Below are 24998 nucleotides of genomic sequence, written 5' to 3' on the forward strand. Positions count from 1 at the left end.
GGTGTGGGACACGCGCCGCGGCACGCCTTCGCGCCCTCGGGAACACGCCCGGCCGCACGGACAGCCGGAGGTGCCGCCCGATGACCAGTCCGATCACCCTGTCCACCGCCGATCAGCGCGGCCCGGTCGCGATGTTCGCCGACCGCGTCTTCGGCGCGTCCGCGGCCGCCGTGCCACTGCCCAAGGCCGACGCCGAACCGGACCCGGCCGAGGTCGCGAAGGCCGAGGCGTGGGAACTGGTGCGGTCCGCGCAGGCGGGCGATTCGTCCGCGTTCGGCCAGCTCTACGACCGCTACGTCGACGTCGTCTACCGCTACGCGCTCTTCCGCCTCGGTGACCGCGACCTGGCCGAGGATGTCACCAGCGAGACCTTTCTGCGCGCGCTGCGCCGGATCACGTCGGTCAGCTACCAGGGCCGCGACGTCGGCGCGTGGTTCGTCACGATTGCCCGCAACCTGATCCTCGACCACGTGAAATCCAGCCGGTTCCGGCTGGAGGTCGTCACCGACGAGGTCGCCGAACCGGGCGGCGTGCCCGGCGGACCGGTCGGCCCGGCCGCCCAGGCCGGGCCCGAACAGCAGGCGATCGCGGGCGCGACCCGCGCCGAACTGCTGCGGTGTGTCGCCGAACTGGGCGACGACCAGCGCGAATGCATTGTGCTGCGGTTCCTGCAGGGGCTGTCGGTCGCGGAAACAGCGCAGATCATGGACCGCAACGAGGGCGCGGTGAAGGCGCTGCAGCACCGGGCGGTCCGGCGGCTCGCGCAGCTGCTGCCCACCGGCCTGCGTTGATCGTTCAACGACAACCGTAACTTTCTCGGCTTCTTAATCGTTTCTCCCCCAGACCGGCGGTCAGGGCCGGATGTTGGGTGGAGACGGAGCAGCACCGTGGGCGTGCCCGGGTGGTTTTCGCGTGGTCGGACCGAGAGCGAGCGGTTCGACGACGCGATCGATGCTTCCCCCGGACAGCGTCCGGAGGAGTTCGCCGAGGAGCTGGCCCTCGTCGGCGCCCTGCGCGAACTGGGCCAAGCAGGCGACCCCGACCCCGCCACCCGGGCGCGGATCCGCGCGGAAATCGAAGGCCGCATCGGCGAACCGCTTCCCCGGCGCCGGTGGCGGCCGCGGATGGCCGACCTCGCCGCCGCCGGGATCGCGTTGATCCTCGGTTTGGGCGGGCTCACCATGCTGCTTTCGCGAGACGCCTTGCCGGGAGATGCGCTGTACAGCGTGAAACGAGCCGGCGAGGTCACGTCGCTCAGCCTGACCTTCGGCGACGAAGCCAAGGCCGAGAAGCACCTGAAATTCGCCGCGAACCGCGTCGCCGAACTGGGCCGGATGACCGACGCCAGCCCGGCGGCGTACCAAACCGCGCTGCACGATTTCGGCAGCGACGTCCGCGAGGGCGTGGCAGAGCTCACCGAACTGGCGACCACGAGCGGCAACCGCACGGGGCTGACGACGCTGGAATCGTGGGCGCAGAGCCAGTCGCGGCAGCTGGAAGCGGAACAGGCCGACATCCCGTCATCCGTTCTCGAGGGTTTCCAGCAGGCCCGCGTCCTGCTCGACCGCGTCCAGCAGCGGACGTCCGCGCTCGGCTCGCGGCTGAGCTGCTACCAGATCACCACCGGCACCACCGACGAACTGGGCCTGCTCCCGGCGCACGGCGCGTGCACGCAGCAACCGCTGTCGCCGGGCGGTTCCACGCCGAGCAGCCCGCCGCCCGCGCCGGGTTCGAGCGTCCCGCCGTCGGACTCCCCGCTGCCGGTGCGCTCGGTGTCGTCGCCGACCCTCAGCAACCCGAGCACGCCGACCCCGACCCCGACGTCAGCCGAGGTCCCGCACCCGCCGGCCCCGCCGAGCTTCCCGCCGCCGATCACCGCCCCCACCGCACCCCGGATCCCGACCCGGCCCGCACCCCCGCCGGTGGTCTCGGTCCCGCCGCTGCTGCCGGGACTGCCGCCGATCGTCATCGGCTGACGCCCAAGGTCCGCGCGACTTTCGCCACTGTCGAGCACCATGCTCGGGAGAACCCGGCAACCCCTAGCCGAGGTCCCCGCCACATCTCCAACGGGTGACTCGCCCGGTCGCTACCCTGTGCTGCAGGACCCGGTCGGCGTCGTCCGCCGGGACGTGCCCGAACCTGGAGGCGGTGTGCGTGTCAGCTTGGCGTGGCAAGGATAAGAGTCAGGAACTGGAGCGGCTCGCCACGCTCGCCGGAGAAGCGTCGGCGGAGGCCGCGGCTTCCTCGGCGCAGCTGGCGACGACGATTCCGCCCGCGCCGCCGGACCTCACCGCGGGCGCCTTCTTCGACGTGGACAACACGATGATGATGGGCGCGTCGATCTTCTACTTCGCCCGCGGGCTCGCCGCGCGCAAGTTCTTCACCTCCGCCGACCTCGCCGGTTTCGTGTGGGACCAGCTCAAGTTCCGCGTCGGCGGCCGCGAAAACAAGGCCGACATCAAGACCCACCGCGAGCGCGCGCTGTCCTTTGTGGCCGGTCGCACGGTCGAGGAGCTCACCACGATGAGCGAGGAGATCTACGACGAGCTGATGGCGGACAAGATCTGGTCCGGCACCCGCGCGCTGGCGCAGATGCACCTCGACGCGGGCCAGCGGGTGTGGCTCGTCACGGCCACGCCGATCGAACTCGCCGCGATCATCTCGCGCCGCCTCGGCCTCACCGGCGCGCTCGGCACCGTCGCGGAAACCAAGGACGGCGTCTACACCGGACGGTTGGTCGGCGACATGCTGCACGGCCGCGCGAAGGCCCACGCGGTCCGCGCGCTCGCGTCGCGGGAAGGCCTGAACCTCAAGCGCTGCACGGCTTATTCGGATTCGCAGAACGACGTCCCGATGCTGTCGGTCGTCGGCACCGCGGTCGCGGTGAACCCGGACAGCGGCCTGCGCGACGTCGCTCGCGCGCGCGGCTGGGAGATCCGCGACTTCCGCACCGGCCGCAAAGCCGCCCGGATCGGCGTCCCGTCGGTGCTCGGCGCGGGCGCGGTCGCGGGGGCGGTCGCCGCGGGGATGGCCTACCGCCGCCGCTGAGACCGGATCAATCCAGCACCGCGGTCGCCTCGACCTCGACCAGCAGGTCCGGCTCCGCGAGGAACGCCACCCCGATCCCGGTCAACGGGGCCTGGATGGTGACGCCCAGCTTCTTCTCCGCCCGCTGCACGCCTTCGACGAACTCGCCCATTTTCTCCGCCGACCACTCGACGAGATACACCGTCAGCCGCGCGACGTCGGCGAACGTGGCACCCACCTCGGCCAGCGCCGCGGCCACGTTCAGGTAAGCCTGCTCGACCTGCGCGGCCAAATCCCCTTCCCCGACGTGCCCGCCCTCGGCGGTCCGCGCCACCTGCCCGGCGATGAACACCGTCCGCGAGCCGGTCGCGACGGACACCTGGCGGTAGAGATCGACCTGCGGCAGCGCGGCCGGGTTGACCAGGGTGACGGCCATGTTTCCTCCTGATGCCGGGAAGTTCTTCGGTCCTTAAAACATAGCATTGCAATGCTATAGAATGCCGCCATGGCGAGGGCTAAAGATCCGGCAGTGCGCACCTTGCTGCTCGAACGGGCAGCCCAGATGCTCCGCACCCGCGAACCGATCACCCTGCGCTCGCTGGTCGCCGGAACCGGAGTGTCGACGATGGCCGTCTACACGCACTTCGACAACATGGACGGCCTGTGGAAAGCCTTGCGCCAGGAGGGTTTTACCCGGCTGGCGCATCGCATGGCCGAGGTCCGCCCGTCCGCCGATCCAGTGCGCGACCACGCCGCGCTCATCTCCGCGTACCTCGGCAACGCGCTCGACCACCCCGACCTGTACCGCGTGATGTTCGACGCCAACTTCGAACTGGAAGACGCCCAAGCCGCGGACGACACCCTCGAATACCTGGTGCAAGCCGCCGCCCGAGGCCGCGACACCGGGCGGTACCGCGAAAGCGTCGACGCGCTCGAACTCGCCACGCAAAGCTGGGCCATCGCGCACGGCCTGGTCTCGCTGGTCGCCAACGGCCCACTGCCACGCGGCACGCTCGACCACGGCGCGCCCCTGCTGACCGCGCTCTTCGTCAGCGTCGGCGACGAGCCACAGCGCTGCGAACGCTCAGTACGCCGCGGCTGGCACCTCGCCGGGTAACCGGCTCAGCCGCGGAAAACGCTGCGCCGCTGGGAAAGCCGGCGGTACAGCGTGTGCTGGATCGACTCGCGCACCTGGTCGGTGAGCGTGAACACCAGCATCGGGTCGTCGACCGCGTCCGGGCCGTAGTCGTCGGTGCGGATGGGCTCGCCGAATTCGATGGTCCACTTCGTCGGCAGCGGCACCGCGCCGAGCGGGCCCAGCAATGGGAAGAACGGCGTGACCGGGAAATATGGCAGGCCGAACAGCCGCGCGAGCACCTTGAGCTCGCCGATCTTCGGGTACGTCTCCTCGGCCCCGACCACCGACACCGGGATGATCGGCACGCCCGCGCGCATCGCCGCCGACACGAAACCGCCGCGGCCGAAGCGCTGCAGCTTGTACCGCGCGGAGAACGGCTTCCCGACGCCCTTGAACCCTTCCGGCCACACGCCGACCAGTTCGCCGTTGGCCAGCAGACGTTCGGCGTCGGCGTTGCAGGCGAGCGTCTGCCCGGACTTGCGCGCGAACGACCCGACCAGCGGCAGCTTGAACACCAGGTCCGCGCCAAGGCCGCGCAGGTGCCGTCCGCCGGTCTCGTCATGCACCGCGACCGCGGTCATCAGAGCGTCGAGCGGCAAGGTGCCGGAGTGGTTGGACACCAGCAGCGCGCCGCCCGCCTTCGGCAGGTTCTCGACGCCGAAGGTGTCGACGCGGAACCACTTCTCGTACAGCGCGCGCAGCGGCGGCAGCACGAGTGTCTCGGTGAGCTCGGGGTCGAACCCGAACTCGTCCACCGCGTAGTCGCCGGTGAGCCGGTGGCGCAGAAAGGTGAGCGCGCCACGCACCGTCTCCGACAGCGGATCCGCCTCCGGCTCGCGCACCGGACCGGACGGCTGCGCCGGGAACTCGACGACCGGCGCGTCCGCCCGCTCCGGCGCCTGCTCCAGAACCTCGGCCGGTTTCTCCCGGCCGGGACCATGCAGTGGGATGACCTGTGCCTCAGCACCGTTCACGGGAATCGCCTCACTTCCGGCCCTCGTCGCGTGGTTCATCGGCGCGCCTGCCCGGTGGCGGCGGCCTCGAGCACCTTGCCGGCCAGCCCGGCCAGCGCACCGCCGTCGAGCACCGGGCGCAGGCCGCGGCCGGCCACGTAATCGTCGAACGCCTCGCGGGTGGTCCAGCGGGGCGTGTACCCGAACTCCTTCTTGAGCTTCGTGATGTCGACCGCGCGGCCGAAGTTCAGCAGCCGGACCTGGTCGGCGGAGAAATCGACCACCCGGGCGCCGCGCAGCAGCTTCCCGACCGACGGCACCACGACGCGCGGCATCGGCAACCCGACCCGGCCCGCCCGGCGGATCGCCTGCGACAGCGTGAGCACGCCCTCGGAGGCGACGTTGAACACGCCCGGCCGGTCTTCCATCGTCGCCGTTTCGAGCACTGACAGCGCGTCTGAAGCGTGCAGCAGCTGCAGCCGGGAGTCGTACCCGAAAACCGTCGGCACGACCGGCAGCGAGAAGTACCGGGCCAGCACGGTGTCGACCTCGGGGCCGATGATGTTCGCGAACCGCAGGAGGGTGATCGTCAGGTCCGGGCGGCGGCGGGCGAGGCCGCGCACGTAGCCCTCCATCTCGACCGCGTCCTTCGCGTAGCCGCTGGACGACGGCGGGATCAGCTCCGAATCCTCGGTGAACACCGCCTGCGAACGCGCGCCCGCGCCGTACACCGCGGCGCTGGACTTCACGACGAGCTTGCGCACCTTCGGCGCGCGCTGGCACGCCGCGAGCAGCCGCATCGTGCCGATGACGTTGACTTCCTTGACCGCCGCCCGGCGGCTCGGCCCCGCCGGATGCGCGGTGCACGAGGTGTGCACGACGGTGTCCACCTCGGCGCTGCTGATCACCTTCGCGATGAGCGGATTGCGGATGTCGGCGCGGACGAACTCGGCGCGGCCCATCCGCTGCTGGATGTCCTTGGCGGGCGGGGCGGTGTCGACGCCGATCACCCGCTCGAGATCGGGGTGGGCGCCGAGCCGGGCGAGCAGCTTCCCGCCAAGGTCGCCGGCGACCCCGGTGACGAGCACGATGTTCGAGGCCATGGAACTCCCTGATCGGCAGCAGTGTGCAAGACGGAGTGATCACTCGGGGTGCGCGAACCTGCACTCGCTGGAAGCATCGCGCTGATGCACCCGTCATGTTACCGGCCTCGGACACCCTTCTGACCAGGGGTTACCTGGTTTTTACGAGGGTCGTCCGGATTGCGATCCGCGCCTCACTCGATCGGGCGCAGGAAGGTCCGAACATGAGTGTGGCCCGTCCAGAGACTGGACGGGCCACGAAACACTAGCCGCGCGGACGGCTCACTTGCCGGCCTTGCGCCGCTGCACGCGCGTACGGCGCAGCAGCTTGCGGTGCTTCTTCTTCGACATGCGCTTGCGGCGCTTCTTGATCACGGAACCCATGGGCGCTCCTCTTGGTCGTCGGTCACGCTGCCCGGCGCAGCGTCCAACGGGTGGAGCGCACAGGCACGAGCGGTTTACCAGGTTACTAGCGTCCCGGCGCGGACCGGTCGGCGGGCATGGTCTGACGCATGCCCGCCGTCGGATCAGCCCACGTCGAAGTAAGCACCCTGCAGATACTCGTGCACCGCTTTTTCCGGCACCCGGAAGGACTTCCCGACTCTGACCGCGGGAAGTTCGCCCGAATGCACCAGGCGGTACACGGTCATCTTCGAGACCCGCATCAGCGTGGCCACTTCGGCGACTGTCAAAAACTGGACCTGCCCTACCGCGGGCAAATCCTCCCTCTTGTTCGGCGACATGTTTACCGCGTCCTTCGACACGTGTCGCGCCACGAGGCTTCCCCACCTGTGGTATCGACACGCACGTGCTCTTCCGAGGGTAGCGGGACAGGTGGGACTCGTGCGACGCCTGTCACCAGGATGGGCCCTCACCTGGGGCTTCGCGTAGCCCGGACGGCCCAGCTCGGCCCGTTTTGCCCGGATCCGCCGATCGCCTCGCTACGACATCGGGGCGATCGGCGGCCCCGGCGGTCAGTTTTCGTGGGCGCGGCCGAGCTCCTCCGAGCGGTCGCGGGCGGCCTCGATCGCGTCGAGCAGCGCCGCGCGCACGCCGTGCTTCTCGAGTTCGCGGATCGCGTTGATGGTCGTCCCGGCCGGGGACGTCACCGCCTCGCGCAGCAGCACCGGGTGGTCCTGGCCCTCGGCGAGCATCTTCGCCGCGCCGACCGCCGACTGGATGATCAGCTGCCCGGCCAGCGCACGCGGGAGACCGAGCAGGATGCCCGCGTCGATCATGGCCTCGACCAGGTAGAAGAAGTACGCCGGTCCGGAGCCGGACAGCGCGGTGACCGCGTCCTGCTGCCGCTCCGGCACCTCGACCACCTGGCCGACGTGCGACAGGAGCTCCTTCACTGTCGCGAGGTGGGCCGGGGTCGCGTGCTTTCCGGGTGAGATCGCACTCATCGCCTCGCCGACCAGCATCGGGGTGTTCGGCATCACGCGCACCACCGGGACACCCTCGGCGAGCCGGCGTTCGTACAGCGCGGTCGGCAGTCCCGCGCACAGCGAGACGACCAGCGCCGACGTCCCGAGCAGCGGGGCCAGCTCGTCCAGCACCGGCTCGATGTCCTGCGGCTTCACTGCGACCACGAGGATGTCCGCGCGCCGGGCCGCGTCCGCGACGGTCGCCGCTTTCATGCCCGGGTACCGCGTTTCCAGCTCCCGCGCCCGCTCTTCGTACCGCTCGGTGAAGAGCAGGTCGCCTGGTTCGTGGCCGCCGTTGAGCAGGCCCGACAGCAGGGCTTCGCCGATCTTTCCCGCACCCAGCACCGCGATCACACTCATGCCGTTCAGCGTGCCAAACGCGGCTCAGCCGCCCGGTGCCGGGGCGAGCGCGAGCTGCCGCACCTGCGCGACGAGCCGGCCCTGCGCGTCCACGACAGTGGCGTCGGAGTCGAACCACGGCTCGTGCACCGACCGCGCCTCGACGAGGACCCGCAGCCAACCCGGGGCCGGACGGGTGCGCAGCAGCGAGGTCAGCTGGACGGTCGGGGCCCAGCCGTGCCTGCCGAGGTTCGCCACCACCGGCGGGTTGAGGTCTCCGGCCAGCAGCGCGAAGTACACATCCGGCTGGCCCACCCGCGGCCGGGCCCACATCCGCAGCCGGGGCGGGTCGCCGGTGCGCCCGGACAGGAAACCCGCGGTCGCCGGGTCGAGCCGCACGTCGCAGGCGGCGGACAGGTGAAACGGGCCTTCCGGGTTGTCCTTGCCGAGCTGCGGAGCGCTCGACGGCGGCTCGGCGGGCATCTGCGGCAGGTCGGTCCATTCGGAACGGCGCATCGGCAACCGGCCGACCGTGACCCTGGCCTCGACGCAAGCCCGGCCGCGCTGTTCGAGCGACACCGCGACCACCGACACCCGGCGGCCGACCTTGCGCACATCGGCGCGCAGCAACACCGGCCCGAGCGCGGGCGCGTGCAGGAATTCGGTGCTCACCGCGAGCGGGTCGACCGTCGCGTCCCCGCGTTCGTGCAACGCGGCGGCCGCGGTTTTCGCCAGCAGCGCCACCAGAAATCCGCCGTGCGGATGGATCCCGATCGCCCATTCCGTCCGCAGGGTCGCGGTGAACGTGCCGTCCCCGAGCGACCGGACTGCGGTGGCCGCGGCGAAGGCGGTCGCGGTGTCGTCGGCCGCGCTCACGGACGACCGGCCACGGCGATACGGCGCGTGGGACCGGGTCCGGCGAGATCTGGAAACGGCGATGGCAGCGAGGTCACGCCCGCACTTTACGGTGCCCAGCCGCCTTTGCGAGCCGAGCCGGGCAGGGACCGCCCGGACAGCCGAGCAAGATCACCCGCGGGCCACCGCACAAGGTGCGGGCGGGCGAACAGCGGTGCTATCCGCCAAAGGGACGCGGCCCGCCCTGCCCTCGGATCACTGCCCGAGATGCAGGCGGGCGAACAGCAGCGCCTCCGCGAGCGCCCGGGCCCGCGCCGCCGCGCCCGTCGCGTGCCGCGTGTTGACCTCCAGCACCACCTGCCCGGAAAACCCGTCAATGACCAGTTTTTCCAGCAATTCCGCACACGGCTGCCCGCCATGCCCCGGAATCAGATGCTCATCTTTCGGAATCCCCGTCCCGTCCGCGAGATGGACGTGGCTCAGCCCCGCCCCCATCCGGTCCGCGAGCGCCAGCGCGTCCATCCGCGCCGCCGCCGAATGGGACAGGTCCAGCGTGTAATGCCGGAATCCCACGTCCGTCGGGTCGATCGAGGGCCGGAACGCCGACACCCGCGCGTCCCGCGAGCCGCCGGGCGGGCGGACCTTGAACATGTTCTCCACCGCGACGTCGACGCCGCTGGCGTCCTCCAGCTCGTCGACGAGATCGCCGAACGCGTCGCCATAGCGGCGCTGCCAGCGAAACGGCGGATGCACCACGACCGTGCGCGCGCCGAGTTCCAGCGCGGCGTCCACGGACCGGCGCAGCCGCACCTCGGGGTCCGGCGACCAGATCCGCTGCGTGATCAGCAGCGAGGGCGAATGGATCGACAGCACCGGCATCCCGGTGCGCTGCGACCAGCGCCGGATCGCCGCGACGTCCTGGCTGATCGGATCGGCCCACACCATGACCTCGACGCCGTCGTAACCGAGATCCGCGGCCAGTTCGAACGCCGCGCCCGCGCGCAGCGGCCACACCGAGGCGGTGCTCAGACCCACGGGGACGGGCGCGCTCTCACTCACGCGCCCATCCTGCCCCAGCGTCCTTGGCGGCGGGTTACTTGGCCACCAGCAACAGCGCCGCGGGCGACACCGTCACCACCAGCCCGACGAGAATCGCCAGCAGCGTCGTCTGCAGGTCCTCGGCGCGGCGGATCTTCCGCACGATCCACACCAGCGCCACGATCACCAGCAAAGCGCCCACGAGAGCGGCGGGCGCGAGGTTGACCCACAGCCAGTTGAAGCCGAGCCACACGGCGGCCCCGCCGACGACGCCCAGCGCGAGCTGTCCGGCCAGCGTCAGCCACTGCTTGCCCGCGGACACCGCGGGTTCCGGCTCGGCTTCGGCCTCCGGAGCGTCCTCGGCGACGGCTTCCTCGGGGTAGTCGTCGTACTCGTCGCCTTCGACGTAGCCGTCGGCGTGTTCGTACCCGTAGCTGTCGTCGCCCTCGAAGTCCGGCTGGCCCTCGGGGTAGCCCGCGGGCTCGGCGAACTCGCGCTCGTACTCGGCCAGCTCGTCGTCGACCGGGTCTTTGGCTCCCGGCGCGAACGGCATCGGAGCCGGGTAGCCCTGGGTCGGCGGGCCCGCGTCGTACTCCGCGGCGGCGGGCGGGTATTCGTCCTCGTAACCGTCGTCGACGTAGTCGTCCTCGACGTAATCCTCGGCCGGTTCCGGCTCCGCACCGGCGGGCGGCACGGCCGGCATCATGCCGACCTCGGTGTCCTCCAGCTGCTCTGCCTGCCGGCGCTGCCGCCAGCCGGCGAGACCCGCGGGCGGGGCGTCTTCGGCGACGGCCTCAGGAGGCGGGCCGTCGATCGCGTCGAACTGCTCGGTGTGCGGCTCCTGCTTCGGAGCCGGACGGCGGGCCGGGGCACGCCGCGGCCGGTTCGGAACGGCCGGAGCACCGGGCGCCGGGAACGCACCGCTCGCCATCGGCGGCGCGGGCGGTTCCGGGGCGTCGCCGTCGAGACCGTCGAGCCGGGCCGCCAGACCGCCGTCCGGCGGGGGCGGCGGAGCCTGCGGGGCCGGGCGGCGGCGGACCGGCGGCACCGCGCCGCGGGTCTCCTCGTCGGCGGCCTGCGGACGCGGCGGGCGGGCGCGCGGCGGAACCGGCATCTGCCCGGATTCCTGCGGCGGCGCGGGCGGACGCACGTAACCCGATTCCTGCGGCGCGGCCGGACGCAGGTAGCCAGTGCTCTGCGGACCGGGCGCGGGCGGAGCCGGCGGCGCGGGGCGGGCGAACTGGCCCGACTCCTGCGGCGGCGCGGGCGGGCGCACGTAGGCCGAATCCTGCTGGCCGTTGGCCGGTCGCGGGTACTGCCCGGACTCCTGCGGCGGAGCCGGGGGACGCACGTAAGCCGAGTCCTGCTGGCCGTTCGGAGCCGGGTACTGCCCGGAGGGCTGGCCGTTCATCGGCGGCGGCCCGGACTCCGGCGACGCCGGGTACTGCCCCGAGGGCTGCTGCCCGGGACGCGGGTACTGGCCCGACTCCTGCGGAGCGGGACGCGGGCCCGCGTCCGGACGGCGGCGGCCGCCGCCCGGTGGGCGCGAAGGAGGCGGCGGGGTGCCGCCCTCGGCGGCCACCCGGTCGATGATCGCCTGCGGTCCGGTGTCGGTGAGGCCCGAGCGCCGCGGGGCGGCCTCGTCCTCGTCATCGGCCGCCCTGCGCCTGCGTCGCCGTCCGCCGTCGACCTGCTGCCCGTGCTGGGCGAGCAGTTCGGCCACGGTCTTCTGGGGCTGGTCGCCGCCGGTCTGGTCCGTCATACCGTGCTGTCCAAAGCGCGCTCGGGGTTGGTTGTGGTCACTCGGGCACACCTGCCTCCGGAGCCGCGCGCGATCGACACCGTGCAGTGCATGTCCGTCACCTCTTCACCGTGCCTGGTCTTCGTCGGCCAAGTCCAGTCCGCTGCTGTCACCGGTCCTCCCCGCTCGCCGAAACGCCGGAGAACGCGATTCCCGTTTCGTCCGACCCGTTGGCGTGGTCCAACCGCCGCAGGATGACACCCTCTCGCAGCGCCCAGGGGCAAATCTCCAACTCGGTGAGGGAGAGCGCCCGCATCGCGGCCTGCGCCACCAGCGCGCCCGCGACGAGCTGGTGCGACCGGCTCCCGCTGACGCCTTCCAGCTGGGCCAGATCCGCGGCGGTCATCCGCGAAATGAAGGCGATGAGCTGGCGAAGGGCAGTATCGGTGAGCGTACGGCGCACGCGCGGGCCCGCCGCCGAGGGGGCCGCCCCGGTCAGCCGGGCGAGCGAGCGGAACGTCTTGGAGGTGGCCACGACCCGGTCCGGCAGGCCCTGCGCGGCGACCTTTTTCGCGAGCCCGGCGAGCTGGTCCTCGAGCCAGGCCGACGTCGCGACGACCTCGGAACGGGTGGGCGGGTCGTTGCGGAAGCGGGTGCGGGTGGTGCGGCCCGCGCCGAGCGGGAGCGATTCGGCGAGTTCGGGTTCCTCGTCGCGGCCCATCGCGACCTCGAACGACCCGCCGCCGATGTCCAGCACCAGCAGTTTCCCGGCCGACCAGCCATACCACCGGCGCACCGCGAGAAAGGTGAGCCGCGCTTCGTCCTCTCCGGACAGAACGCGCAGGTTGACGCCGGTTTCAGCGGTCACCCTGGCCAGCACCTTCGCCGAGTTCTTCGCCTCGCGCACCGCGGACGTCGCGAACGCCATGACGTCCTCGCAGCCGAGCCGCACGGCCGCGGCCTTGGCCGATTCGACCGCCCGGACCAGGCCGTCCTCGCCCGGGCGGCTCAGTTCGCCGGACCCGGTGAGCTGTTCGGCCAGCCGCAGCATCGTCTTTTCGGAGTGCATCGGGGTCGGGTGGGCGCCACGGTGGGCGTCGACCACGAGCAAGTGGACGGTATTGGAACCGACGTCGAGTACCCCTAGGCGCACGAGGATTCAGCGTACCGGTCCCAGTGCCAGGTCTCGAAACTGTAACCAACTCCACTCGGATCAACATCAACTCAGCGTGCGCGGACCGGCACGGTGTGCGCTGAAACCCGGACAAAAGCCGTGAAGGACCCCTTGCGGGACGCAGATTCCCGCCAGGGGTCCTTCACGGACCGGTTCCCGGCGGACCCCTCGATGCGCCGGGAAACCGCTCAGGTCTCGAACTTGTAGCCGAGCCCGCGCACGGTCACCAGGTGCCGCGGCGAACCCGGGTCGGGCTCGATCTTCGAGCGGAGCCGCTTCACGTGGACGTCGAGGGTCTTGGTGTCGCCGACGTAGTCCGCGCCCCACACCCGGTCGATCAGCTGACCGCGGGTGAGCACCCGGCCGACGTTGCGCAGCAGGTATTCCAGCAGGTCGAACTCCTTGAGCGGCAACGAAACCTCGACGCCGTCCACGGTCACCACGTGCCGTTCGACGTCCATCCGCACCGGTCCGGCCGACAGCACGAGCGGCGCGAGTTCACCGTCGGAGCCCGGCTCTCCGCCGCGGCGCAGCACCGCGCGCACCCGCGCGATCAGCTCGCGCGCGGAGTACGGCTTGGTCACGTAGTCGTCCGCGCCGAGCTCCAGCCCGACGACCTTGTCGATCTCGCTGTCGCGCGCGGTCACCATGATCACCGGCACCGCGGAGCGCTGCCGCAGCTGCTTGCAGACGTCGGTGCCGCTCATCCCGGGCAGCATCAGGTCGAGCAGCACGATGTCGGCGCCGTTGCGGTCGAACTCTTCGAGCGCCTGCTGGCCGGTCACCGCGACCGCCGCGGTGAAACCCTCCTTGCGCAGCAAGAAGGCGAGCGGGTCGGCGAAGGACTCTTCGTCCTCGACTATGAGAACCCTCGTCACAGGTTTCCTCCATGGTCTGGGCTGGAGAGCTCCTGCCCGGTTGCCACGAGCCGGGGTGTCCGCTCGGGGGTCTTGTCCGGCCGCGCGGGCGCGGCCTTGCGTGCGGTGTCGGCGGGTTCGGTGCGCACGTGCGCGGGGATGCGCAGGGTGAACGTCGACCCGGTGCCGGGACGGCTCCACAGGCCGACCGAACCGCCGTGGTTGGCCGCGACGTGTTTCACGATCGCCAGTCCGAGCCCGGTGCCGCCGGTAGCGCGCGAACGCGCCTTGTCCGCGCGGTAGAAGCGCTCGAACACCCGCTGCTGCTCGTCCTCGGCGATGCCGATGCCGCGGTCGGTCACCGCGATCTCGACCATGCCGTCGGCGAGCCGCCGCGAGATCGACACCGGGCTGCCCGCCGACGAGTACGCGACGGCGTTCTCCAGCAGGTTCGACAACGCGGTGACCAGCAGCGTCCGGTCGCCCTCGATGAGCAGGCCGCTCGGCGCGTCGGTGGTGATGGTGATGTCGGCGGATTCCGCGGACAGCGTGGTGCGCCCGAGCGCCTCGCGCACGACGGCGTCGACCTCGACCACGTTGAGGTCGGGCAGCCGTTCGGCTCCCTGGAGGCGCGACAGCGCGATCAGCTCGGTGACGAGCTGGCCGAGCCGGGTGGACTCGCGCAGGATCTTGCCGCCGAAGCGGCGGACCTCCTCGACGTCCTCGGCGGCGTCCAGCACGGCCTCGGTGAGCAGCGCGATCGCGCCGACCGGGGTTTTCAGCTCGTGGCTGACGTTGGCGACGAAGTCCCGGCGGACCGCTTCCAGCCGGATCGCCTCGGAGTGGTCGACGGCCTCGACGACGGTGAATCCGTCGCCGAGCGGCCGGACTTCGCCGAGCACCGCCTCGGGCTGGCGGCGGCCGCGGTTCTCCAGCGGCGAGAGGTCGACCTCCATCGGCTCGTCGGTCTCGACCACCTGCTCGGCGGCCTTGCGCGCCCGCGGATCGGCCTGGTTGACCCGGACCAGGCCGAGCTCGTACGCCCGCGGGTTGTGCAGCACGAGGTCGCCGAACCGGTTGAGCACGATGACGCCGTTGTTGGAAGAGCGGATCAACCGTTCGAGCAGCTCCGCGACGGTCGGGCCGGTGGGCCGGGCCGCCTCGCGCCGGGCGCGCGCCCTGGCGGCCAGGAACCCGGCGACCGCGCCGACGACAAGAGCGCCGATGGCCGTCAGCAGGACAACAGGCGTGGTCACGGGGGAATCGTAAGCATCCCGGTAGCCTTCCGGCCTAGTCCTGGAAGCCCTGTCGTGAGGCGAGTGACACCTGAGGGGTACATATTCGCCTCGGGGTCAGGCCCCGTTCACCCGATCGAGATGTTTCGGCCAAACCGACCCGCTTAGCGCGCGTCGAGGGTCGCGAGGTCCTCGTCGGTCAGCTTGAGCGCCGCCGCGGCGACGTTCTGCTCCAGGTGCGCGGGGTCACTCGTTCCGGGGATCGCCAGGACGTGCGGACCCTGCGCGAGCGTCCATGCCAGCCGGACCTGAGCGTCCGTCACACCATGCCGGCGCGCGACCTCGGCCACCCGTTCGTCGGACTGTCCACTTGCGACCGCGAAGAATGGCACGAACGCCACGCCCTGCTCACCGCACAACCGCAGCAGTTCGTCATCCTCCCGACGCGCGGACAAGCCGTACTGGTTCTGCACGCACACCACCGGCGCGATCGCCTGCGCCTCGGCGAGATGCTCGACGCCGACGTTGGAAATCCCCAGCTCGCCGATGAGCCCCTCGGTACGCAGTTCGGCCAGCGCGCCGAAGTGTTCGGCGAGCGAGCCGGTGCCGCGCTCGAGGCCGGTACCGATCCGCAGGTTGACGACGTCGATCTGGTCGCGGCCGAGTTCGCGCAGGTTCTGCTCGACCTGGCCGCGGAGTTCATCGGGCCGGGCGAACGGGCGGAACTGGCCGGATTCGTCGCGCGAAGGGCCGACCTTCGTGGTCAGCACCAGGTCGTCGCGGTACGGCGCGAGCGCGGCCTTGATCAACGCGTTGGCCGACCAGGTGGCTCCGAAGTAGAACGCCGCGGTGTCGATGTGGTTCACGCCCAGCTCGACGGCCCGGCGCAGCACGGAAATCGCGCGGTCGGCGTCGATCGGGGCGGTCGGGTCGAGCGATCCGCCGAGCCGCATCGAGCCGAAGCCGAGCCGATTGACGGTGCGGGAGCCGAGCTGCCAGGTGCCCGCGGCAGCGGCGGGAAGGGTCGTTTCGGTCATGTCTTCACTGTGCTTTCCGGCCGGTTCCGGCAGTGGGTTTGGCAGCAAGCTGCCAACCGGGGAACAGTGGAGGACGTGCCCCGAACCGAGGAAGTCGCGAATGTGCGCGACGAACGAGAACTGGTCGAGCGCGCCGGACACCTGCTCGCCGGCGCGGACGAGTTCGCCTGCGCCGCCAACGACCTGCACACCTGGTCGGCGATGCAGAAATTCGCCCGGGAGCTGCCGGAACGACGGAAGCTGCGGGTCCGCAAGGTCTACCTCTCGCGCGTGCTGCTCGATCCCGCCGGCGCCGAGCACCTGCAGACGTTGCAGCGGCTCGGCGCGGAAGTCCGGATCAGCGACCACGAGATCAACGAAACGATCCTGCTCGACGGCCGCATCGCGATCCTCGCCGCCGGTCCCGGCTACAGCGTCGTGACCACACCGAACCTGGTGCGCGGCATTTCGTCGCTGTTCGAGGCCGCCTGGCGCTCCTCGACCGCGATGGAGGCGTACGAAACGCGGTTCGCCGAATTGCGGCAGTACACGCCGCAACTGCTGGACCTGCTGTCTTCCGGTTCCACGGACGAAAAGGCGGCCCGGGCGATGGGCGTCGGGCTGCGGACGTACCGTCGGCGGGTGGCCGAATTGATGGATGTACTGGGTGCGACGTCGCGGTTCCAAGCGGGTGCTCTCGCGCGGGAGGCGGGTCTGCTGTGAGGCGCGCTGTCCTCGCCGCGGCCTTGCTCACCGCCGGTTGCAGCGGAGCTGTCTCCGGGCAGCCCGCGCCGCCTGCTCCCTCGCCCGCGCCCGCTCCGGCGAATGTGGCCTATGTGGACGCCAACGCGACCAGCGACGCGATGTCCGGCGTCAAAAAGGCCGTGGAAGCCGCGTTCACCTACGACTCCACGAAACCGGACGAGGTCGCGAAAACCGAGCAGGAGTACCTGACCGGCGCGGCCCGCGCGCAGTTCGACAAGACGTTCGCCGAGGTCCGCACCGAGCCGGTGACCACGCGGACGCAGGTGATGGAAACCGGACTGGCCGAGCTGACCTCGGACCACGCCCGGATGTTGATCGCGGCCACGCAGCACAGCAAACGCCCCGACGGAGCGACGAACCAGGCGGGCGCGCTGATGCTGGTCACCGCGGTGCGGGCGAACGGGCACTGGCAGTTGCAGGACTTGAACTTCGACCCGCGCGGCCCGCTGACATCAGCCTCCGCTCCGGCGAAAGGCCTTGCCGCGACTAGGGATTCCGCCGTCGACGCGGCTCGCCGGGACGGCGGGATTCTGCTGACCGTCGACCCGCAGAACATCGACGGGAACTACGCGGCCTGGGAGAACGTGGCCGCGGAACCGCTGCTGTCGCAGTTCAAAACGAGCCGCCAGGAAACCGTGGACAGCATCCGGAAAACCGGGAAGAAGTCGGCGTACGGCCCGGATTCGACGGCCGCGCTGACCACGATCAGCCCGGACGGCACCCACGCGTCGGCGCTGCTGGCCGCGCTGCTGACGACGAGCGGCGGCCAGAACGCGGGCGAAAACCGGCTGCCGGTGCACCTCGACCTGGTCCGGCAGGGCACCGGATGGAAGGTCTCCGGGATGAAGGCGATCACCGCTTCCGGCTCGTGAGTGGCAACGCCGGTTAGGACCGGTATTGCCACTCACGAGCGGATCAGCGGCCCTGGTTCGCCACCGCGGCGGCGGCTTCCTTCGCCGCCTCCGGGTCCAGGTACTCGCCGCCCGCCTTGACCGGCTTGAGGTCGGCGGTCAGGTCGTAGCGCAGCGGGATCCCGGTCGGGATGTTCAGCGCGGCGATGGCGTCGTCGGAGATCCCGTCGAGGTGCTTGACCAGCGCGCGCAGCGAGTTGCCGTGCGCGGCGACCAGCACGGTGCGGCCGGCCCGCAGGTCGGGGACGATCGCCGACTCCCAGTACGGCAGCAGGCGGGCCACGACGTCCTTGAGGCATTCCGTCAGCGGGGCCTGGTCGCCGAGGTCGGCGTACCGCGCGTCGCCGGACTGGCTGAACTCATCCTTCGGGTCGATGGCCGGCGGCGGGGTGTCGTACGAGCGGCGCCAGAGCATGAACTGCTCCTCGCCGAACTCGTCCAGCGTCTGCTTCTTGTTCTTGCCCTGCAGCGCGCCGTAGTGCCGCTCGTTGAGCCGCCAGTCGCGCTTGACCGGGATCCAGTGCCGGTCGGCGGCGTCGAGGGCGATGTTCGCCGTGCTGATCGCCCGGCGCAGCAGCGACGTGTGCACCACGTCCGGCAGCAGCCCCGCCTCGGCGAGCAGCTGCCCGCCCTGCCGGGCTTCGCGCTCGCCGGTCTCCGAAAGGGGCACGTCCACCCAGCCGGTGAACAGGTTTTCCGCGTTCCACGTGCTCTGCCCGTGCCGCAGCAGCACCAGGGTCCCAAGTTCGGCCATGGCCACCAGCCTGCCAGAGCGCGCCAGCGCCGCCAGTAGCGAGTCCACCCGTCTACCCAGAGTGCGTTACCCGGGAGTAACACCTTCACCCGACGCGCAGGCGGGTTGCCGACAAGCAGGCCAAAGAGTGCAAGGCACTGCGCACCGTTATCCCCGTCAGTAAATTTCACTCGAATGGGGTAACCAGTAGTCTTGTGATTACTGGTCGACATCTGACAGGTTGGGCATGTCCCGCTCAGCCGGATTCCACGCACTCCCGGCTGATCACGGGCAGTGACCGCGGCTCGTCTCCCCCCTGCCGAGCCGCGGCCCGCCGGCCCCGTTGGCATCCCCCTCGTCACCGGGTCCAGCAAGGCGGGACCTGCAGCGGGACGGCTCGAGATCGCGACTCCCCCCTCCCTCGAGCCGTTCCGCCAGCCCCCTCACTCCGCGGGCCTGGCCGTTTTGTGCCGCCGCCGCAGCCACCAGAACACCGCACCCGCCGGAATTCCGAACGCGATCAGGAACGGCAGCAGCACGCCGAGCACCCGCACGAGCCCGCTGCAGAAGGCGACGAACGCGTCCCAGCCCCCGGCCAGCCCGGCGAGGAACCCGCCGGACTCCGCCGCCGCGACCTCCTGCCGCGTCACCGACAGTGACACGGTCGCCATCGCGACCCGACCGGCCAGCGACGCCTGCTGCCGCTCCAGCGACTCCAGCGTGGCCTGCCTGCTGGTCAGCTCGCTTTCGACGGACGCGATCTCGGACACCGACTGCGCCTTCGCCAGCAGCGCGCGGATCCGGTCGACGCTCGCCCGCTGGGTCGCCAGCCGCGCGTCCACGTCGACCACCTGCGCGGTGACGTCCTGTGCGCTGATTTCCCGCCGCTTCACCTGGCCGAGCTCGCCGAGCTGGGCGAGCACGCCGTCCAGCTTGTCCGCGGGCACCGACAAGGTCAGCGACGCGGAATCGTCCGTCGCGCTCTCTTGTCCGGGATAGCCGCCCGCACCGGTCGCGATCGCCTTGGCGCGCGACACGACGTCCTCGGTCTTCGGGGTGGTCAGTTCCAGCCGCGCGCTGCGCGCCAGCTTGCGATCAGTCGCACCCGGCTCGGGAACGGACGCCTGCGCGTTGCCCTGCCTCGGTGCCGCCCCCTCTTGCTGTGCGGGCGCGACCGCCGACCTCGCCGAGTCCGCGCTGGTGCCGCTGCATCCGGCCAGCAGAATCAGCGCGGCACCTGCGAGCACGCATCTCCACCGAGTCCGCATTCCCGTCTCCCTCCAGCCGATGGCGGTGAGACGAGACGACGGGGCGGACCCGTTGCACGGAATCGGTTACGACTCGGTCAACCCCGGCTCGTGGCCGCCCGCGGGTTCCGCGAGGTGTTTGAACGCCTGGAGGTTCGCCAGCGATTCGCCGCGCGAGACGCGCCAGTCCCATTCCCGCTTGATCGACGTGGCGAACCCGATTTCCAGCAGAATGTTGAAATCGCCGTCGGCGGCCTCGAGCACCTGGCCAAGGATCTTGTCCAGTTCGGACTCGGTCACCGTCTCCTTGCCGAACCGGCCGACCAGGTAGATGTCGCCCAGACTGTCCACTGTGTAGTGCACGCCGTAGAGCCGGGCGTTGCGCTGCAACAGGAACCGGTACACGTCCTCGTGCCGCTCGTCCGGGCGGCGGCAGACGAACGCCTCCACCGAGAACGCGTGGTCGCCGTCCACGAGCCAGCAGTTGGTCTGCAGCTTCTTGGTTCCCGGCAACGTCACGAAATAACGGCCTTCGCCGCGACGGTCGTATTTGAGCCCACTTGAGTCCAAAGTGGACTTGATAGTCGCGTCCAGGCTCACACTGCCACCTCCGCCCGCAGTTCCAGCGCCTGCCGGAACGCTCTGGTCGCTTGAGCATAGATGTCGAGCAAGGAATCCGTGGTGCGCCGCCAGGAAAACCGCTGCGCGTGCCGCACCGCGTTGGACGCCAGTTCGGCCCGGCGGTCCGGCCGCAGCGCGACCGCGGCGAGCGCGTCGGCCCATTCCGCCGCGCCGTGCGAGGGAACCAGCAGCCCGGAAACCCCGTGCGGCACCGCGACCGGCAGCCCGCCGACCTCGGCCGCCACCACCGGCGTACCGCAGGCCTGCGCTTCGAGCGCGACCAGACCGAAGGATTCGTTGTAGCTCGGCACCGCGACGACATCGGCCGCGCGGAACACCGTGCGCAGTTTCAGCCCGCTCTGCGGCGGCAGGAACCGCACCTGCTCGGCGATGCCCAGCGACACCGCCAGTTCCCGCAACGCCTGCGGCTGCTCCAGCCCGGTCCCGGACGGTCCGCCGACCACCAGCACCACCAGCCGCGAAGCCAGTTCCGGCCGCCGCCGCAGCATTTCCGCGGCCGCGTGCACCAGGACGTCCGGCGCCTTGAGCGGCTGGATCCGTCCGGCGAAAGCAAGCACGACAGCGTCCGGAGACAGGTTCAGCTCGCGCCGCGCGTCCAGCTGCGAGCCCGGCGTGAACCGTTCGAGATCGACGCCCGGCGGCACGGCGTGCACCGCGTCGGTGGCGGCCCCGTAGAGATCGACCAGCTGCCGAGCCTCGACCTGGGTGTTCGCGACGAGACAGTCCGCCTCGGCGACCACCTGCTCCTCGCCCATCACCCGCGTCCGCGGCTCGGGCTTGTCCCCCTCGGCGAGCAACGCGTTCTTGACCTTGGCCAGCGTGTGCGCGGTGTGCACCAACGGCACGCCCCAGCGGTCCCGGGCGAGCCAGCCGACCTGGCCGGACAGCCAGTAGTGCGAGTGGATCAGGTCGTAGTAGCCCGGCTCGTGAAACGCCTCCGCGCGCAGCACGCCCGAGGTGAACGCGCACAGCTGCGCGGGCAGCTCGTCGCGCGCCAGCGGCTCGAACGGCCCGGCCGGCACGTGCCGCACGGTCACGCCGGGAGCCAGCTCCGCCAGCGGCGGCTGCTCCGACGACGTCGCCCGGGTGAACACCTCCACCTCGATGCCGCGCCGCGCCATCTCCTGCGCGGTCTGGCTGACGTACACGTTCATCCCCCCGGCGTCGCCGGTGCCCGGCTGCTCGAGCGGGGAAGTGTGCACGGACAAGACCGCGATCCGGCGCGGCTCAGCGATGAATCCCTTGAGGGTCACCTAGTCACTCCTGCTACTCGGCTGCTGCGTCCCCGGCGAACCGCCGCAGCACGGAGTTGAAGTCCTCCGGCTCCTCGACGAACGGCAGATGCCCGGCCTCAACGACCCAACGCAGGACCGCCCCCGGAATCTTCCCGGCCGAATACTCTGCCGCCGAAGGATCCACCACACCGTCGGCCGAACCGTGCACCACGAGGGCCGGTTTGTCGACCGCGGCGAGCACGTCAGCACTGCCGATGTCCCGCCGGAACAGCGCGCCGCGCACCGCGGGCGGCACCGAAAGCGAACTGCCGAGCATCGCCTGCGCGTACGCGCCAGGCACCTTCGGGCTGGCCTGTGCGCGGGTGAACTCGACCAGCGCGGGGATCGCCACCTCAGCGTCCTCCGAGAGCGCCGCGGGCAGGGCCGCCCGCATGATTGGCCCGGTGGCGCCGCCCTCGCGGTTGCGGCCGATCTCGGTGATCGCGCCCACCAGCACAATGCCGCCGAGCCGTGCGGTGCCGTGCTCGCGCAGGTAGTCGGTGATCACCAGCCCGCCGTAGGACCAGCCGACGACGATCGCGTCCGGACCGGCGAAGTCGAGCACCGCGGCGAGGTCGCCCGCCCACTGCGCCGGATCGTCGTACCCGGACGCCGGGACGCCGGAGCCGCCGTGCCCGCGCAGGTCCATGGCAACGAGCCGGAACCGCTCGTTCAGCGCCGGGTCGGCCAACTGAGCGGACCAGGCCGCGGCGGACTGGGCCCAGCCGTGCACGAAAACGATCGGACGCGCGTTGTCCGGGCCCTCGACGCGCAGTGCGATCCGCACGCCGCCGGCCCCGGTCACCTCAGTGTTCACCGCTACTTGTTAGCAGACGGCCGGCGGATCACTTCGCGGCCGACATCGACTTCCAGGTCGACCAGTCGAAGAACCAGTCCTTGACGTCGGAGTTGGTCGGGCTGCCCAGCCGCGAGCCGGTGACCTCGACCGGGTCGCCGATCATCGCCGAATCGAAGTAGGCCTTGGCGTCCGCCTCGAGCAGGTTGACGCAGCCGTGCGAGTTGTTCGTCTTGCCGATCGCGGCCGCGTTGTCCTGGTTCTCGTGGATGAACTCGCCGTGGTTGGAGAACCGGCAGGCCCACTTCTTGTTGACGTTGGTGTAGCCGTAGCGGGCGTTGTCGAAGACCGCGTGCGGCTCCTTCGACATGATGATGAAGGTGCCGTTCGGGGTGTTGCGGTCGACGACCGAGTCGAGCCCGTTGGAGCACGGGTAGCTCGCGCTCTCCGCACCGCCGCGGTAGACCTTCATCACATGGTCCGGGGTGTGGATCTTGACCACCTGGTTGCGGCCGATCTTGAACTTGGTGCTGACGTCCGATTTCACGTAGACGCCCCCGCCGAGGTCCACGCCGTACAGGTTGGCCTCGACCTCGACGGTCGTGTTGGCGGGCCAGTACTCCTTGGGCCGCCAGTCCACCTGGTTCGGCGACAGCCAGGCCCACGAGCCCTCGACGTTCTTGCTGGTCTTGACCTTGAGCGCCTTCTCGACCGCGGCCCGGTCCTTCGGCGCGCCCCCGTTGAACTTCACGCTGATCGGCATCGCGACCCCGACCTCGGCGTCGTCACCCGGGTTCAGCGTGGCGCGCACCGTCTTGGCCGGGCTGACGGTCGTGAACGACCCCTTCAGCTCAGCGGGCCGCTGGTCGGTGCCGGTCGCCTTGGCCGAGTAGTTGTAGGTCTTGCCGTAGCCGAGCGGTTCGGAACTGGTCCAGGACAGGCCGTCCGGGGCGAGTTCGCCCTTGATCTCGTCGCCGCCCTCGTTGGTCAGCTTGACCTCGGTAAGCTTGCCTTCGGTGACCTTCACCACCACCGGCTCGCGCACACTCGCGTCCTTGGCCCCGGCGGCCGGGGTCGCGGTGAGCTTCGCCACCGGGGCGGCCGGCTTGCCGCCGTTGTCGCCGCTCCCGCCCTGCGGCGACGCGGTGCCGTCGTTGCTGCCGCCCGAGCACGCAGCGGCCAGCGCCGCCGCACTCGCCGCGGCGACGACCTTGAACACCGTACGGCGCTCGATCACGGTCTTACCTCCACTTGTCCCCCGCACCGGCATCTCCCACGCACATCAGCGCCGGTGAGCGATTCGACGTTACCCTCCGAACCGGAAAATCCTCTCCATCCGGGAGACGTTTCACCCAGTGTCCGGTTGCGGCTGTTTTTGTCGGTTGGCTCACCCGGGTTACCCCCGCGGCGATCAGAGCGAACAGTTGATCAAGAGAGGTTCCGGCCACAACCGCACCCCGAACCGGCTTTCGACCCCGTCGCGCACCTCGCGAGCCAACGCGAGCAGATCCGCCGTACTGGCGTCACCACGGTTGGTAAGCGCAAGAGTGTGCTTGGTGGACAAGGAAACCCGCCCACCTGGTCCCAAATACCCCTTGCCGAACCCAGCCCGCTCAATGAGCCACGCCGCGGACAGCTTCACACCGCCGCTGGCCGGATACTGCGGAATCTTCCCCTCAGTCGACTCCGCGATCCTCGCCAGCACCTCAGCCGCTTCCCCCTCGGGAACGATCGGATTGGTGAAGAACGAACCCGCACTCCACGTGTCGTGGTCCGCCGGATCGAGGACCATGCCCTTACCGCGCCGCAACCCCAACACCGCTTCCCGCGCCCGCGCGGCGGGAACTTTCGCATCGATTTCCACACCCAGCGTGCGCGCCAGCTCGGCGTACCGAATAGGCGCTGACTGCCCGCTCGGATCCACCCGGAACCGCACACTGAGCACGACACCGCGATCCGTCCCCTTGAGGACGCTGGTCCGGTAAGCGAAGCCAAGCTCTTCCGCCTTAACCGTCCGCACCTCCTTGGCGGCCCGGTCATACAACTCAACGGAGACGATCGACTCCGCCACCTCGCCGCCATACGCCCCGACGTTCTGGATCGGCGTCGCCCCAACCGAACCCGGAATGCCGGAGAGACACTCCAACCCGCCAAGACCGCTGTCCACCAGCGCAGCAACGAACGCGTCCCACTCCTGCCCAGCAGCCACCTCGACGATGTCGCCATCGCGGCTCCAGCCGGTGTTCGCGATCCGCACCAGAGTGCCGTCGAACCCTTCATCGCCAACCACGAGGTTCGACCCGCCACCAAGCAACAACACAGGCTCGCCAGCCTCGTCCGCCTCCCGCACCGCAGCGACGAGCTCAGCAGCAGTGACCGCAGTAACGAACCGCCGCACCGCCCCACCCAACCGAAGGGTGGTGAAGTCAGCGAGACGAACCAGACCAGGCGTTTCAGCGATGTCCACGAAGCCTGACGGTACTGCGCCCCCGCGCTCCCCCCTCCGCAGACCGCCCGTGATGGCCACCTTCACAAACTCTGATTCCCTCAGGGCTCCCCTCACGACCACCCACCGCCCACCCTCCACCCGACCGCAGCCGACGCACCTAAACCCGCCCAGGCACCCAGCCCCAACCGCAGCCAACGCACTCAACTCATCGAGGCACCCAGCCCCTCCCCCACACCCCGATACGAAGCCTTCTCTGCGGTTCGGGGGTGCTTGTCAAGGCATCTTTCCCGCCTTGACAA

Annotated in this window: 26 protein-coding genes; 6 read left to right on the top strand and 20 right to left on the bottom strand. The window is 70.5% G+C overall.

What is annotated here, in order from left to right:
* The first annotated feature begins 80 nt into the window (after positions 1-80).
* The 3 genes from ACZ63D_RS42145 (at position 81) to ACZ63D_RS42155 (ending at position 3048) form a co-directional block, all read left to right on the top strand.
* Entirely contained in the window at positions 81-791 is a 711-nt protein-coding gene (locus ACZ63D_RS42145) for a sigma-70 family RNA polymerase sigma factor (RefSeq protein ID WP_465359932.1), read from the top strand.
* A gap of 96 nt (positions 792-887) precedes the next feature.
* Positions 888-1976: a DUF5667 domain-containing protein gene (locus ACZ63D_RS42150; RefSeq protein WP_465359933.1), complete on the top strand. Its 1089-nt coding sequence runs from the start codon at positions 888-890 to the stop codon at positions 1974-1976.
* Positions 1977-2139: 163 nt separating this feature from the next.
* Positions 2140-3048, top strand: coding sequence for an HAD family hydrolase (locus tag ACZ63D_RS42155; RefSeq protein WP_465359956.1), 909 nt, complete (start codon positions 2140-2142; stop codon positions 3046-3048).
* Positions 3049-3055: 7 nt separating this feature from the next.
* Here ACZ63D_RS42155 and ACZ63D_RS42160 read toward each other — a convergent pair whose 3' ends face one another.
* Entirely contained in the window at positions 3056-3463 is a 408-nt protein-coding gene (locus tag ACZ63D_RS42160) for a RidA family protein (RefSeq protein ID WP_465359934.1), read from the bottom strand.
* Positions 3464-3532: 69 nt separating this feature from the next.
* Between ACZ63D_RS42160 and ACZ63D_RS42165 the strand changes: the two genes are divergently transcribed.
* Positions 3533-4144, top strand: coding sequence for a TetR/AcrR family transcriptional regulator (locus ACZ63D_RS42165; RefSeq protein ID WP_465359935.1), 612 nt, complete (start codon positions 3533-3535; stop codon positions 4142-4144).
* Between the two features lie 5 nt (positions 4145-4149).
* Here ACZ63D_RS42165 and ACZ63D_RS42170 read toward each other — a convergent pair whose 3' ends face one another.
* The 12 genes from ACZ63D_RS42170 to ACZ63D_RS42225 form a co-directional block, all read right to left on the bottom strand.
* Positions 4150-5178 (bottom strand): lysophospholipid acyltransferase family protein, encoded by a 1029-nt coding sequence (locus ACZ63D_RS42170; RefSeq protein ID WP_465359936.1) that lies wholly within the window; start codon positions 5176-5178, stop codon positions 4150-4152.
* On the bottom strand, positions 5175-6221 hold the full coding sequence (locus tag ACZ63D_RS42175; protein WP_465359937.1) for an NAD-dependent epimerase/dehydratase family protein: 1047 nt from the start codon (positions 6219-6221) through the stop codon (positions 5175-5177). The genes ACZ63D_RS42170 and ACZ63D_RS42175 overlap by 4 nt, the downstream gene beginning before the upstream one ends.
* A 261-nt stretch (positions 6222-6482) precedes the next feature.
* The gene (locus ACZ63D_RS42180) at positions 6483-6584 is read right to left on the bottom strand and encodes a 30S ribosomal protein bS22 (protein WP_007030867.1); all 102 of its coding nucleotides are present in this window, start codon (positions 6582-6584) and stop codon (positions 6483-6485) included.
* Positions 6585-6727: 143 nt separating this feature from the next.
* A complete protein-coding gene (locus tag ACZ63D_RS42185) occupies positions 6728-6943 on the bottom strand; it encodes a helix-turn-helix domain-containing protein (protein WP_033291067.1) in 216 nt (71 codons plus the stop codon).
* A 231-nt stretch (positions 6944-7174) separates the two neighbouring features.
* Positions 7175-7987: a pyrroline-5-carboxylate reductase gene (gene proC, locus ACZ63D_RS42190; RefSeq protein WP_465359938.1), complete on the bottom strand. Its 813-nt coding sequence runs from the start codon at positions 7985-7987 to the stop codon at positions 7175-7177.
* A 24-nt stretch (positions 7988-8011) separates the two neighbouring features.
* On the bottom strand, positions 8012-8842 hold the full coding sequence (locus tag ACZ63D_RS42195; protein ID WP_465359939.1) for a thioesterase family protein: 831 nt from the start codon (positions 8840-8842) through the stop codon (positions 8012-8014).
* Between the two features lie 234 nt (positions 8843-9076).
* Positions 9077-9880, bottom strand: a complete 804-nt coding sequence (locus ACZ63D_RS42200; protein WP_465359940.1) for a sugar phosphate isomerase/epimerase family protein — start codon at positions 9878-9880, stop codon at positions 9077-9079.
* A gap of 34 nt (positions 9881-9914) precedes the next feature.
* Positions 9915-11621, bottom strand: coding sequence for a hypothetical protein (locus ACZ63D_RS42205; protein ID WP_465359941.1), 1707 nt, complete (start codon positions 11619-11621; stop codon positions 9915-9917).
* A 148-nt stretch (positions 11622-11769) separates the two neighbouring features.
* On the bottom strand, positions 11770-12753 hold the full coding sequence (locus tag ACZ63D_RS42210; protein WP_465359942.1) for a Ppx/GppA family phosphatase: 984 nt from the start codon (positions 12751-12753) through the stop codon (positions 11770-11772).
* A 209-nt stretch (positions 12754-12962) separates the two neighbouring features.
* A complete protein-coding gene (locus ACZ63D_RS42215) occupies positions 12963-13652 on the bottom strand; it encodes a response regulator (protein ID WP_465359943.1) in 690 nt (229 codons plus the stop codon).
* On the bottom strand, positions 13649-14887 hold the full coding sequence (locus ACZ63D_RS42220) for a sensor histidine kinase (protein WP_465359944.1): 1239 nt from the start codon (positions 14885-14887) through the stop codon (positions 13649-13651). Before ACZ63D_RS42220 ends, ACZ63D_RS42215 begins: the two co-directional genes overlap by 4 nt.
* A gap of 143 nt (positions 14888-15030) precedes the next feature.
* Complete coding sequence (locus ACZ63D_RS42225; RefSeq protein ID WP_465359945.1) at positions 15031-15903, bottom strand: oxidoreductase; 873 nt, start codon at positions 15901-15903, stop codon at positions 15031-15033.
* Between the two features lie 75 nt (positions 15904-15978).
* Between ACZ63D_RS42225 and ACZ63D_RS42230 the strand changes: the two genes are divergently transcribed.
* Together ACZ63D_RS42230 and ACZ63D_RS42235 are read left to right on the top strand one after the other, a co-directional pair.
* The gene (locus tag ACZ63D_RS42230; RefSeq protein ID WP_465359946.1) at positions 15979-16605 is read left to right on the top strand and encodes a DNA-binding response regulator; all 627 of its coding nucleotides are present in this window, start codon (positions 15979-15981) and stop codon (positions 16603-16605) included.
* Positions 16602-17519 (top strand): hypothetical protein, encoded by a 918-nt coding sequence (locus tag ACZ63D_RS42235; protein WP_465359947.1) that lies wholly within the window; start codon positions 16602-16604, stop codon positions 17517-17519. Before ACZ63D_RS42230 ends, ACZ63D_RS42235 begins: the two co-directional genes overlap by 4 nt.
* 43 nt (positions 17520-17562) lie before the next feature.
* Here ACZ63D_RS42235 and ACZ63D_RS42240 read toward each other — a convergent pair whose 3' ends face one another.
* The 7 genes from ACZ63D_RS42240 to ACZ63D_RS42270 form a co-directional block, all read right to left on the bottom strand.
* On the bottom strand, positions 17563-18312 hold the full coding sequence (locus tag ACZ63D_RS42240) for a phosphoglyceromutase (protein ID WP_043836221.1): 750 nt from the start codon (positions 18310-18312) through the stop codon (positions 17563-17565).
* A 422-nt stretch (positions 18313-18734) separates the two neighbouring features.
* The gene (locus ACZ63D_RS42245) at positions 18735-19538 is read right to left on the bottom strand and encodes a DUF4349 domain-containing protein (RefSeq protein WP_465359948.1); all 804 of its coding nucleotides are present in this window, start codon (positions 19536-19538) and stop codon (positions 18735-18737) included.
* 87 nt (positions 19539-19625) lie between these two features.
* Positions 19626-20138, bottom strand: coding sequence for a type III secretion system chaperone family protein (locus ACZ63D_RS42250; protein WP_009071931.1), 513 nt, complete (start codon positions 20136-20138; stop codon positions 19626-19628).
* Entirely contained in the window at positions 20135-21433 is a 1299-nt protein-coding gene (gene mshA / locus ACZ63D_RS42255; RefSeq protein ID WP_465359949.1) for a D-inositol-3-phosphate glycosyltransferase, read from the bottom strand. Before mshA ends, ACZ63D_RS42250 begins: the two co-directional genes overlap by 4 nt.
* A 13-nt stretch (positions 21434-21446) precedes the next feature.
* On the bottom strand, positions 21447-22271 hold the full coding sequence (locus tag ACZ63D_RS42260) for an alpha/beta fold hydrolase (RefSeq protein WP_465359950.1): 825 nt from the start codon (positions 22269-22271) through the stop codon (positions 21447-21449).
* A 28-nt stretch (positions 22272-22299) separates the two neighbouring features.
* Positions 22300-23487 (bottom strand): L,D-transpeptidase, encoded by a 1188-nt coding sequence (locus tag ACZ63D_RS42265; protein WP_465359951.1) that lies wholly within the window; start codon positions 23485-23487, stop codon positions 22300-22302.
* Between the two features lie 174 nt (positions 23488-23661).
* The gene (locus ACZ63D_RS42270) at positions 23662-24717 is read right to left on the bottom strand and encodes a UDP-N-acetylmuramate dehydrogenase (RefSeq protein ID WP_465359952.1); all 1056 of its coding nucleotides are present in this window, start codon (positions 24715-24717) and stop codon (positions 23662-23664) included.
* Between the last annotated feature and the right edge of the window lie 281 nt (positions 24718-24998).

Source organism: Amycolatopsis sp. NPDC104775 (genome assembly GCF_055583325.1).